This is a genomic window from Streptomyces luteogriseus (assembly GCF_014205055.1).
Taxonomy (GTDB): Bacteria; Actinomycetota; Actinomycetes; order Streptomycetales; family Streptomycetaceae; genus Streptomyces; species Streptomyces luteogriseus.
Window position 1 is genome coordinate 8630517 of the sequence record NZ_JACHMS010000001.1, and the last position, 11964, is coordinate 8642480.

Annotated in this window: 10 protein-coding genes; 7 read left to right on the forward strand and 3 right to left on the reverse strand. The window is 70.2% G+C overall.

The genetic code is table 11. The features are described from left to right. Positions 1 to 6: 6 nt before the first annotated feature. Both BJ965_RS38495 and BJ965_RS38500 read right to left on the reverse strand, forming a co-directional pair. A complete protein-coding gene (locus tag BJ965_RS38495; protein ID WP_184916521.1) occupies positions 7 to 1236 on the reverse strand; it encodes a beta-ketoacyl-[acyl-carrier-protein] synthase family protein in 1230 nt (409 codons plus the stop codon). Next, a complete protein-coding gene (locus BJ965_RS38500; protein WP_184916525.1) occupies positions 1233 to 1481 on the reverse strand; it encodes an acyl carrier protein in 249 nt (82 codons plus the stop codon). Before BJ965_RS38500 ends, BJ965_RS38495 begins: the two co-directional genes overlap by 4 nt. 427 nt (positions 1482 to 1908) lie before the next feature. On the opposite strand from BJ965_RS38500, the gene BJ965_RS38505 reads away from it, so the two are divergent. The 6 genes from BJ965_RS38505 to sbnA all read left to right on the forward strand — a co-directional run bounded on the left by BJ965_RS38505 (position 1909) and on the right by sbnA (position 10896). Next, positions 1909 to 3066 (forward strand): cytochrome P450, encoded by a 1158-nt coding sequence (locus BJ965_RS38505; protein WP_184916528.1) that lies wholly within the window; start codon positions 1909 to 1911, stop codon positions 3064 to 3066. Between the two features lie 128 nt (positions 3067 to 3194). Then, positions 3195 to 5147 carry an AfsR/SARP family transcriptional regulator gene (locus BJ965_RS38510; protein ID WP_281402964.1) on the forward strand — a complete coding sequence of 651 codons (1953 nt, stop codon included), beginning with the start codon at positions 3195 to 3197 and terminating at the stop codon, positions 5145 to 5147. An 84-nt stretch (positions 5148 to 5231) separates the two neighbouring features. Further along, on the forward strand, positions 5232 to 7820 hold the full coding sequence (locus BJ965_RS38515; RefSeq protein WP_313667696.1) for a non-ribosomal peptide synthetase: 2589 nt from the start codon (positions 5232 to 5234) through the stop codon (positions 7818 to 7820). Positions 7821 to 7826: 6 nt separating this feature from the next. After that, positions 7827 to 8816: a TauD/TfdA family dioxygenase gene (locus BJ965_RS38520; protein ID WP_184916534.1), complete on the forward strand. Its 990-nt coding sequence runs from the start codon at positions 7827 to 7829 to the stop codon at positions 8814 to 8816. Between the two features lie 29 nt (positions 8817 to 8845). After that, entirely contained in the window at positions 8846 to 9883 is a 1038-nt protein-coding gene (gene sbnB, locus BJ965_RS38525; protein ID WP_184916537.1) for a 2,3-diaminopropionate biosynthesis protein SbnB, read from the forward strand. Positions 9884 to 9897: 14 nt separating this feature from the next. Next, positions 9898 to 10896 (forward strand): 2,3-diaminopropionate biosynthesis protein SbnA, encoded by a 999-nt coding sequence (sbnA, locus tag BJ965_RS38530; RefSeq protein WP_184916540.1) that lies wholly within the window; start codon positions 9898 to 9900, stop codon positions 10894 to 10896. Here sbnA and BJ965_RS38535 read toward each other — a convergent pair. Further along, positions 10878 to 11186, reverse strand: a complete 309-nt coding sequence (locus tag BJ965_RS38535; protein WP_184916544.1) for a hypothetical protein — start codon at positions 11184 to 11186, stop codon at positions 10878 to 10880. The genes sbnA and BJ965_RS38535 overlap by 19 nt on opposite strands. Positions 11187 to 11593: 407 nt before the next feature. Here BJ965_RS38535 and BJ965_RS38540 point away from each other — a divergent pair, with 407 nt between their 5' ends. Beyond that, complete coding sequence (locus tag BJ965_RS38540) at positions 11594 to 11809, forward strand: MbtH family protein (RefSeq protein ID WP_313667698.1); 216 nt, start codon at positions 11594 to 11596, stop codon at positions 11807 to 11809. Positions 11810 to 11964 lie beyond the last annotated feature (155 nt).

Below are 11964 nucleotides of genomic sequence, written 5' to 3' on the forward strand. Positions count from 1 at the left end.
TGCGCGTCAGGCCGAGGTGAGGACGAGGGCGGCGTTCTGACCGCCGAAGCCGAAGGACGTGCTGAGGGCGCTGGTGGTGCACACGTCCCGGGGCTTGTCGGCCACCAGGTCGAGCTCGGCCGCCGCGTCGTCTACCCGCTCCAAGTTGGCGGTGGGCGGCACCTGTTGGTTCGCCAAGGTCAGCAGGGTGAAGGCCGCCTCCAGGGCTCCGGCCGCGCCCAGGGTGTGTCCCGTCAGGCTCTTGGTGGCCGTCACCGGCGGGGCGTGCGGGAACACGCGGGTGAGCATGCCCGCCTCCGCGACGTCACCGAGCGGCGTCGCGGTGCCGTGGGCATTGATGTGCCCGATGTCGGCCGCCGTCAGACCGGCATCGGCGAGGGCCGTGCGCGTGGCGAGTTCCGTGCCGCGGCCCTCGGGATCGGGCGTCGTGTAGTGGTGGGCGTCGGCGGAGGCGCCGTACCCGGCGACATGGCCCCGCACGCGCGCCGAGCGGGCCCGCGCGTCCTCGGCCCGCTCCAGGACGAGCATGCCCGCGCCCTCGCCGAGCACGAAGCCGTCCCGCTCCGCGTCGAACGGGCGGGAGGCCTCGGCGGGAGCCGCGCCGCGCGTCGACAGCGCGCCCATGCGGCTGAAGCCGATGCTGGCGATCCGCGCCCGGCCGGATTCGGCGCCACCGACGACGGCGATGTCGCAACTGCCGGCCCGCAGCAGATCCCGCCCGAGGCCAATGGCCGTGGCGCCGGAGGCACAGGCCGTGCTGACGCTCAGGCTGGGGCCGAACGCGCCCAGGTCCGTGCTGATCTCGCCGGCCGTGATGCCGGTCAGGCAACGGGAGATGAACAGCGGCGACACACGGGAGTGACTCTCGGCGGCGAAGTGCCTGGACTGTCTGTCCCAGTGCTGGGTGCTGGTGCCGCCCACGCCGAGGATCACCGCGACCCGCGCCCCGTCCCAGGACTCCGGGGCGAGCCCGGCGTCGGCCACGGCCTGCCGGGCGGCGACGAGAGCCATCTTCGCGTAGGGCTCAAGGCGCCAGGAGAGCGCGCGGCCGAGCAGGGCGTCCCCGTCGAAGCCGGGCACGGCGCAGCAGAAGTCGACGGACAGGCTTTCCAGAAGGGGGTCGGTGGCGGCGGTCGATGCGCCGGCCAGCAGCCCTGCCCAGTTGGCCTCGACACCGATGCCGAGCGGGGAGACCAGGCCGAGGCCGGTCACGGCCACTGCTGAGGAGGCGTTCATGAGGAGGCCTCGGTCCGGCTGCTCATCGCCGCCTCCACGAGAGCCACCGCCTCCCCGATGGTGCTGTCCGGCGTCAGCTGCAGCGGCGGCACGCCGTACTCCTCGTCCAGGATCACGGAGAACTCGACGAGCGCCAACGAGTCGATCTTGAGCTCGACGAAGGTGATGTCGGGGGTGATGAGCGATTTGTCAATGCCCAGCGCATCCGAAAGGCGCTGGACGATCTCGTCATGGGTACTGGACATCGGGGGTTCCTTCCGAGAATGGTCCGACAGGATGCGCGTCATCGACTTCCGGTGCATGCGGGTTCCGGTTGGAATTTCGATGGAACTCCAGCATTCCGTGATGTGGACGGAAATGGGCACGGGTATGGGGCAGCCGCGACAATTCGCGCACGAGTCTTTGTGCAACCATGAAATTGCGCTCGGTCGTATCCTGCCGCCTCAGACCTGGTCCGGTCACGGTAATCGCGACCCTAGGCCACGGATCTCCGTCGTGGCAAGCGGCAATGTGCCGAAGTATTCGGCGTTATCGGTCGCCAGCTCCTTTCACCAGGCCTGACCGGCTTCAGGGTTGTTCCGGTTTCATCCAGCGATATATGAATGAAAACGAAGTGATAGATGGCGGGTGCATCGTGCCCAGCGACGTGTCACGATGGGGGGATGTGCAGGGATGTCGAATTCCAGAGATGTGCTCGACGGGCTGCCGGTCGGCCCGCTGCCCATTCCCTGTGACCCCGAGGGCGCATCCCCCGTCCAGTGGATGCACATGCCGAACGGCGTGGGTGTCTGGGCGGTCTCCGACTACCGCCTCGCCCGCCAAGTGCTCGCCGACCCGCGGTTCAGCCGCGCGGCCGCCGTCGCGCCCGACGTGCCGAAGGTGGCCAGCATCGACCCGTCACCCGACTCCATAGTCAGCCTCGACGGCAGGGCGCACGCCCGGCTGCGCAGAATCGTGGCGGGGGCCTTCACCGGGCGCCGCATCAGCGCTCTCGGCCCATTCATCGAGACCCGCGCCAGCGAGCTCCTGGACGCCATGGCCGCAGGCGGGCAGCCGGCTGACCTGGTCGCCGGTCTTGCCGCACCGCTCCCGCTCAGCGTGCTCTGCCACATGCTCGGCGTCCCCGAGGCCGACCGCGAGAGCTTCCGGGAGTGGGTGCCAGTCCTCTTCGACCTCGACGGAGAGGGCGCCGAGAACCGCACCCGGGCGTTCCTCATCACCCACTACATGACGAAACTCATCGGCAGCAAACGCCGGGAGCCCGGCGGCGACCTCATCAGCGCCCTGATCCAAGCGGCTGACGAGGAAGGGAAGCTGACGAACCGTGAGCTCGTCACCCTCTCCCTGGCGCTCCTCATGGCCGGCTACGACTCCACCGCCGACCAGATCACCCTCGCCTTCCTCAGCCTGCTGCACGACCCTGCTCGCACCGCCGCCCTGCGTGACGACCCGAATCTCGTCCCCGCCGAGGTCGAGGAACTTCTGCGCACCAACCCCTCGGCGCCCCTCAGCTTCAGTCGCGCGGTCACCGAACCCGTCCAGTTGGCGGATGTCACCATTTCACCGGGAGAACCGGTCCTGGTATTCCTCATGGGCGCAAACCGAACCCGCGACGATTCCGGAAACCCCGCCGGAAACCCCCACCTTACTTTCGGTCGCGGAGTGCACCGCTGCCTCGGCGCCCCGCTGGCCCGACTGCAGCTGGCGACGGTCATCCGCTTGACCCTCGACCGCTTCCCGCACCTCGAGCTCGCCGAAGACATCGACGGTCTCGACTGGAAGCCCGCCGCTGCGACCCGAGGCCTCAAGTCCCTTCGGGTGCACTGGTGAACGGCCCGCTGAAGGGCCTGCCGCGCATACGCGAAACCCACCCCCGTCCCGGATGAACGGTGTGCCTATAGTGATCAGGTAGTTCCACTTGCGACGGGGGTAACAGGGTGGATTTGGGGAGTGATTGCATGACTTCTTCCGATGCCGCGCACGAGGCCGCGGACGAAGTCACGCACGAAACAATCGCAATAAGGGTTCTGGGCGCTCTGTCGGCGACCGTCAATGGACATCCTGTTGTGATAGCCGGCCCACGGCAGCGCACTATCTTCGCGATGCTCGTGCTGGCAGGGGGCCGTGTCGTCTCCGTGGACAGCCTCGTAGACGCGGTGTGGGGGGGCCGGCCGCCGAACACGGCCCGGACCCAAGTGGCCATCTGTGTCGGGGCGTTACGCAAGGCATTCCGGTCGGCGCTCTTCGACGACCCGGTCATAGAGACCACCCACCCCGGATACCGGATCCTGACGAGCGTGTGCACCTTCGACGCCCGCGACTTCGCTGCCGTCTGCGCGGAGGCCGCCGAGAGCATCCGTCTGGGCCGCGTCGACGAGGGCGTCGGGCTGTACCGGAAGGCCTTGGACCTGTGGACCGGGCCCGCCTTGTCCGGTGTCGCGGGGCAGGTGGTCGAGGACGAGGCGACGCGCTTAGAGGCGGAGCGCCTAGCCGCCTACGAAGCACTGTTCGACGCGGAGCTTGCGCTCGGCCGCCACCAGGAGGTGCTGCCCGAACTCTCGGCGTTAGCCGACGACCAGCCCCTGCACGAGAAGCTGCGGCACACCCTGATGCTCGCACAATACCGTTCCGGGCGCCGGGCGGAGGCGGCGGAGGGCTTCCGCAACTGGCGCAGACGATTCGTCGAGGAGATAGGGATAGAGCCGAGCGCGTCCATCCACGAGCTGCACCGTGCCGTCCTCCAGGACGCTCCCGAACTCTCCCTCCGCGGCGACGGCGAGCCTCGGTCCGGGCGGCGCGCCCTGCCAGCGGAACTGCCCGCTGCTGTACCGGAGTTCTTGGGACGCGAGGCGGAACTCGCCGTTCTGGACACCCTGGTGGCCGACGCGGGCGACGGAGGGCCCTCCAGCACCTCCCGGCCACGCGCGGGCGTCGTCGCCGGCGCCGCCGGAGTAGGCAAGACGAGCCTCGTCGCGTACTGGGCGCACCGCGTCTTGCGGCACTTCCCCGACGGGCAGCTCTACGCCGACCTGTCCCAGTACGAGTGGACACAGCCGACCGCCACGGTGCACGCGCTGCTCGGCCGCTTCCTGCGGGTCCTCGGCGTCGCGGCGGAGCTGGTCCCGGACCGCCCCGATGAGTGCGTGTCGCTCTACCGCAGCCTGCTGGCCGACCGGCGCGTCCTGGTGGTCCTCGACAATGCCTGCAGCCTGGTGCACATCCAGCCGTTCCTGCCCGGCTGCGGCCCCTCGCGGGTCGTGGCGACCACCGGTGGGCGGCAGGACCCGATGGCCGTGGGCATCGGCGCGGTCCGCGTCGACCTCGGCCCGCTGCCCGACGCGCAGGCGGTGGAGCTCGTGGCACGGATCATCGGTGAGCGGCGCGTCCTCGAAGACACCTCGGCCGTGTACGAGTTGGGCCGCCTGTGCGGCAGGCTGCCCCTCGCACTGCGGGCGGCCGCCGGCCGGCTCGCTGTCAAACCCCACTGGTCCGTACGGCATCTGGTGCACCGGCTGGCCAAAGGGAGCCGCCGTCTCGACGAACTCAGCGCCGGCGGCCTCGAGGTGCGGCAGGGCCTGGAGCGCGGCTATCGCAGGCTGCCCGAGGAGGCGGCCCGCATGTGCCGCATGCTGGGCCTGCTGGACGCGCCGGACTTCACGGCCCACGCCGGAGCCGTGCTGCTCGCCGTCGACCATGTGGCGGCGGAGGACGCGATGGAGCAGCTCTTCGACATGCATCTGCTGACCGTGGTCGGCACGGATGCCAGCGGGGCGCTGCGCTACGCCTTCCATGGGCTGGTGCGGCCCTTCGCCCGCGAGCGGGCGCTGGCCGAGGAGTCCGACCAGACCCGGCAGGCCGCGCTCAACCGCCTCTCCGGGATGCATCTGACGGGTCTGTCGATATCCCACTGATAAAGGCGGCATCTAGCGTCTTGCGCGTCTTGTGAAGGAAGCGACGGTTCCGCAGGAGTGGCTGCGCGCACGGAAGGTACTGGTGTGGAGACTGCGCCTCTGGCGTTTTGGCAGCGTGTGCTCACCGGCGGCGGTTTCACCGCTCTGCCCCGGTGGCCGGAGCGCTCATCGGACCCTGTCGGAGCCGTCGGCGACCCCGTGCCGCATGACGGCCCGGAGGCGACCGCCGTCTGGCGGGCCGCGGTCCCCGAGCCGGTCGTGCACGCGCTGCGGCGCCTATGCGAGCGGTCCGGGGCGTCCCTGGACACCGCGGTCCTCACCGCCTGCGTCAAGGTCCTGGCGCAGGTCACCTCCGACCAGGTGGTGGTCATCGGCCTGCTGCCGCCGTCGGCCGCCGACGCCGGGGACGCGGTGCCCTGCCGGGTGTCCGTCAACGACGGCACCTGGGCCCGGATCTTCGACGACACGGCCCGGACCCGGGCCGATGTCCTGCGCCACCTCCTCGACTTCCCCGAGGAGAGCCGGACCGGCGGGAGCGGCCCGCTCTACGACGCGTTGTTCGTGCCCGGCCGCGCCCCTGCGGCCGGGGACCTCGCACCGGACACCGTCCTCGCGGTGGGCCTGTCCCAGGACGGCGACCAGCCGGCGCTCGTGCTCCGCCACCGCACCGAGTCCGTCGGTGCCGACCAGGCCGGCCGGATCGCGGGATATCTGCTCGCCGCCCTGGACGCGCTGAGCAGCGCACCGGACACGGACCACCATGCGTGGAGCCCCCTCACTCCCGACGAAGTCGCCTACCAGACAGTGGGGTTGGCCGGTCCCGCGAGGGAACTGCCCGACCTGCGCGTCCACGAGCTCTTCGAGGAGCAGGTGCGGCAGCGCCCCGACGACGTCGCGGCCGTTCACAACGGCACACCGTGGACGTACCGTCGGCTCAACCAGCGCGCCAATCAGGTCGCCCACGCCCTCCTCGACGCCGGGCTGCGCACCGAGGACGTGGTCGCCGTGGTGGCCGAGCGAGACCTGGAGTGGCTGGCGGCCGTCCTCGCCGTCTTCAAGGCGGGCGGTGTCTACCTCCCCGTGGAGCCGCAGTTCCCCGCCGACCGTGTCACCGACATGCTGGAGCGCAGCGGCTGCCGCCACACGCTCACCCGGCGGGGCGTCTCCCGCGGCCTCGACGAGGCGTCGGCACGCCTGCCCGGCGTACGCGTCGACGATCTCGACACCCTCCGCGCCGGTCCGGACACCGACCCCGGCGTACCGGTGGCCGCGGACCAGAGCGCGTACATCTACTTCACGTCCGGCTCGACCGGAACGCCGAAGGGCGCCGTGTGCGAGCACGCGGGCTTCCTCAACCACGTCCTCGCCAAGATCGACGACCTCGGCATCATGGCGGGCACAGCGGTGGCGCAGACCGCACCCCAGTGCTTCGACATCTCCCTGTGGCAGCTCGTGGCGGCCCTCACGGTCGGCGGGCGCACCGTCGTCGTCGATCAGTCGGCCGTCGAGGACGTCGCGCGCCTCGTCGAGACCCTCGCCGAGGAGCGCGTCGAGGTCCTCCAGGTCGTGCCCTCCTACCTGGAGACGATGCTCACCGAACTCGACCACGCACCGCGCCCGCTGCCGCGGCTGCGCTGTGTGTCGGCGACCGGCGAGGCGCTCAAGAAGGAGCTGACCGAGCGCTGGTTCGCGGCCTTCCCGGACAAGGCGCTGGTCAACGCGTACGGGCTCACCGAGACATCGGACGACACGAACCACGAGGTGATGACGGGCGTCCCGGACGCCGCGTCGGTGCCCCTGGGCAGGCCCGTCGCCAACGTACGCGTGTACGTGGTCGACGAGTCGCTGCGGCCCGTCCCGCTCGGTTCGCCCGGCGAGATCGTCTTCTCCGGTGTGTGCGTGGGCCGCGGCTACGTCAACGACGAGGAGCGCACCCGTGCCGCCTTCGTCCCCGACCCGTACGTCCCCGGCGCGCGCCTGTACCGCTCCGGCGACATCGGGCGCTGGCTGATCGGCGGGCGCCTGGAGTTCCTCGGACGCCGCGACGCGCAGGTGAAGATCCGGGGCTTCCGCATCGAGATCGGTGAGATCGAGAACCGACTGCTGACGATACCCGGCGTGCGCGACAGCGCCGTCGTCGTGACCGGCACCGGCGGCGCCAGCCGACTCGTGGCCTTCTGGACCGGCTCCACGGAACTGAACGCGGACGCGCTCGTGGCGGCGCTCGCCGAGACTCTGCCTGCGTACATGGTGCCGAGCCGCTTCCACCGCCTGCCCGAGCTGCCGCTGACCGGCAACGGCAAGACCGACCGCAAGGCCCTGACCCGCGTCGCCGGTGAACGGGCCACGGACGACGGCGAGCCGGGCACCGGGGACACCGTCGGCACGGCACCGCAGACAGCGGCCGAGCGGAGGCTCGCGGCGCTGTGGGCCGAGGTCCTCAAGGTGCCCGCCGAGCGGATCGGACGCGACGCCGACTTCTTCGGCCTCGGCGGCACATCGCTCTCCCTCGTCCGCCTGGCCATCGCGCTCGACCGCGCGCTCTCCCCCCGGGAACTGCGGGACACCCCGCGGCTCGCCGACATCGCGGCGCTCCTCGACGGCCGTGGCGCCAAGGCCGCGACGCACCAGGCCGCGGACGCAGCGCCCGACAGCACGAGGACGGACGGCTGACCCCCTATGACCGACACCACTTCGCACGGCGAAACACTCCCCGACGGCTCCCGCCTCGTCCTCGGGGAGGGGCGCACGCCGATTCTCGAATCACCCGGCCGCGACGTGCCCGCGAAGGATGTACGCGAAGCGCTCGGCCGGCACGGCGCGGTCCTCGTCCGCGGCCTCGGCCTGGCCACCCCGGCCGACCTGGCCGCCGTGGCGCACGCCCTCGACGTGACGCCGATGCGCGAACGCGAGAGCTTCGCCGCCCGCGACGACCTGGGGCACGGCGTGTACTCGGCGTCGCTGTGGCCGGTCGACGAGCCGATGTGCATGCACCACGAGCTGAGTTACGCGGCCGAGGTCCCCGGCACCGCCCTCTTCGGCTGTCTGCGGGCACCCCGCAGCGGCGGCGCCACCGGCGTGGCCGACGCGCGGGCCGTCCTCGACGCCCTGCCCGCCGAACTGGTCGAGCCCTTCGAACGGGACGGCTGGCTGCTCGCCCGGCACTACGGAGACGTCGGCCTCGGCTGGCCTCAGGCGTTCGGCACCGAGGACGCCGACGAGGTGTCGGCCTACTGCCGGCAGCACGCCCTGGACCACCGGTGGATGGCGGACGGCTCGCTGCACACGGTGCAGCGCAGGTCGGCCGTCGTGCGGCACCCCGCGTCGGAGGAGCGCCTCTGGTTCAACCAGATCGCGTTCCTCAACGAGCTGACGATGGACCCGGCGGTCAGAGAGTACCTGCTCTCCCTCTACGGCCCGAACGCGCTACCCTTCACCACCCGGTACGGCGACGGCACGGCCATCCCGGAATCCGTGATCGAGACCATCAACGCCACGTACACGGCGGCCACCGCGCGCGAGCCGTGGCAGACCGGCGACGTGCTCGTCGTGGACAACCTGCGCATGGCGCACAGCCGCGAGGCCTACGAAGGCGAACGCGACGTCGTCGCACTCTTCGGCGACCCGACGCGCTTGCCCGGCCACGCGCGGCCTGCGACGACCGGCTGACACCCCAGGGACCCTCAGGGAGCTTCTCTATGCCCGAGCAGTACGCGACACCGTCGTTCTCCGTGATCTCCGGGGCCCAGGTGCAGCACATCCTCGACGGCCGGCACCGGGAGGTGGTCGACCTCATCGAGGCCGCCTACCGGTGGCACGGCGAAGGACAGACTGTGAACCCGCCCTCGTACTTCCTCCGCTTCCCCGACCGGCCGTCGTCCCGCATCATCGCCCTGCCCGCCTCGGTGGGCGGCGACGTCCCCACCGACGGCCTGAAGTGGATCTCCAGCTTCCCGGCGAACGTCGAGCGGGGCATCCCCCGGGCCTCCGCGGTCCTCATCCTCAACGACCACGACACCGGCTACCCGCTCGCCTGCCTGGAGAGCTCCATCATCAGCGCCGCGCGCACCGCGGCCTCCGCGGCGCTCGCCGCGGACCGGATCGCGGCGGCCCGCGGCGGCCGCCCCGCCCGGATCGGGTTTTTCGGCGCCGGCCTCATCGCCCGCTACGTCCACGCGTATCTGGCGGGCACGGGCTGGTCGTTCGACGAGATCGGCGTGCACGACCTCTCCCCGGAGCACGCCGCCGGGTTCGGGGACTATCTGCGCCGCGCCGGCGAGACCGGGCCGGTCACGATGCACGACGACGCCGAGTCGCTGATCCGCTCCTCGGACCTGGTGGTCTTCGCGACGGTGGCCGGGACACCGCACGTCACCGAACCCGACTGGTTCGCGCACAACCCGCTGGTGCTGCATCTGTCGCTGCGCGACCTGGCACCGGAGGTGGTGCTCGCGGCCACCAACATCGTCGACGACATCGACCACTGCCTCAAGGCCGACACCTCCCCGCACCTGGCCGAACAAGGCGTGGGCAACCGGGAGTTCATCGACGGAACGCTCCACGACGTCCTGACCGGCACACTGCGGCCGGGCACCGAACGACCCGTCGTATTCTCGCCGTTCGGCCTCGGGGTGCTCGACCTGGTGCTCGGCAGGCACATCTACGACACGATCGCGGCGGCCGGCGAACTGCACGTCGTCGACGGCTTCTTCCACGAGATGCGACGCTACGGCTGAGGCAGGGAGGCCACGTGCCGGTCATCTCGGCGCCCCAGGAGTTCTACCAGGACGACTTGTACGTCGATCTCGGTGCCGTACTCGGAATGCCCCTGTTCCTCAAGTGTGAGGGCTTCAACTTCACCGGATCCATCAAACAGAAGGCCGCCGTGGAGATGGTGGAGGCCGCCGAACGGGACGGCGTCATCGCGCCGGACTCCGTCCTGGTCGAGTCCTCGTCGGGAAACCTCGGCATCGCGCTCAGCGTGATCGCCGCTGCCAAAGGCCACCGCTTCGTCTGCGTCACCGACTCCCGCTGCAACCTGGCGGCCAAGCGCCTCATGACGGTGCTCGGCGCCACGGTGCACACCGTCACCGAACCAGACGACGAAGGCGGATTCCTCGCCGCCCGCATCCGTCACGTGCGCGGCCTGTGCGCGGCGGACGACCGGTACGTGTGGCTCAACCAGTATGAGAACGCGGCCAATTGGCGAGCGCACTACCGGCACACCGCGCCGGCCGTCGACCGCGCCTTCCCGGACCTCGACGTGCTGTTCGTCGGGGCGGGCACCACGGGCACGCTGATGGGGTGCGCGCGCTGGTACCGGGAACACCGCCCGGACGTACGCATCGTGGCCGTGGACAGCGTGGGATCCGTGGCGTTCGGGCATCCGCCGGGGCCGCGCATGATTCCCGGGCTCGGCTCCGGTGTCCGACCGCCCCTGCTGGACGAGGAGTTCGTCGACGAGGTGATCCTCGTGCCGGAGCGGGAGACGGTGCGGATGTGCCATCGCCTCGCCGGGGGCGGATTCGTCTTCGGCGGGTCCACCGGCACCGTGGTCAGCGGCGCCAGACAGTGGCTCGATGCGAAGCACAGGCGCACCGGACTCACCTGCGTGGCGATCTCACCGGACATGGGCGAGCGCTATCTCGACACCGTCTACCAGGAGAACTGGGTGGAAGGGATCTACGGCCGCGAGGCGCTGGGGGCCGGGCGGCCGGATCCGACCGTGCGTCAGATCAACCGGATCTGACTCCGTTCGTCCTCGCCCAGGGTGGCCGCGTAGCAGTACGAGGCGCGGCCCGTGGAGAGCAGCGGCGCGTTGCGCACGCCCGCCGCGTACGAGGAGTGGCAGGCCGCGAGGACTTCCGGACCCTCGATGTGCCGGTCCACCGATCTGGCGTACAGCTTGCCTGCTGACGCCGCGTCCTGCGGGGTCAGCTCCAGCAGTTCGACGCCGCCGGGGCCGAGCAGCCCCTGCACGGCCGTACCGACGCCCGACTGATGGGATTTCGTGCAGTATTCGTCCCAACAAGTGCGCATGGCACAGGAAACCGCAAATGTGACTGCGGGTATCACGAGGCGGAGTTCTCCGGCGCTCATGGCCGCTTTGACGGAGGACGCGGCCGATGAGTGGCCGACCGCGATCTCGTACAGGGCAAAGGAATCGGGTACTGCGCACCCATCTGATGTTCCCAGAAGGTCGTGCAGCTTCACTGATGCTCCCCTCGGTCTCAGGGCAGTTCGTGTGATGGAGGCTAAAGGATAGCTTCCGAAGGCCCCGGAGAAGACCCTCGATCGCACGTGAGAATCCAGGAATGACCACACGATATCGAAGTGATGAAAGCCCGTGATGGGGTGGGCTCCTCGGGCTTGTGAACACTGTCGAGCCAGCTGCGGGGCCGCGTTCTCCACGTCACCGGCCCCACTATCGAAATCGAGGTTGTGGTGTGACGAACCCCTTTGACGACACCGAGGGAAAGTTCCTCGTCCTCATGAACGAGGAGGAACAGTACTCGCTGTGGCCCAGTTTCATCGAGGTGCCCAAGGGCTGGCGGACCGTGCTTGACGAGACAGACCGGAACACCTGTGTCGACTTCATCGAGAAGAACTGGACGGATATGCGGCCCAAATCCCTCCGGGACGCAATGGACACGCACGCCTGAGGAAGGAAGCCGAGCCAGGGCGGGCCACCCGTGCGGTGGCGCCCGCCCTGGCTTGATTCTCTTTCCTCCCCCTTCCTTCCGTTCCTCCCTTTTCCGTCGTTCACAACTCATGGGGCAGGTAGCAGGTGTCTGACGCTCAAGCCACTCGTCGACCG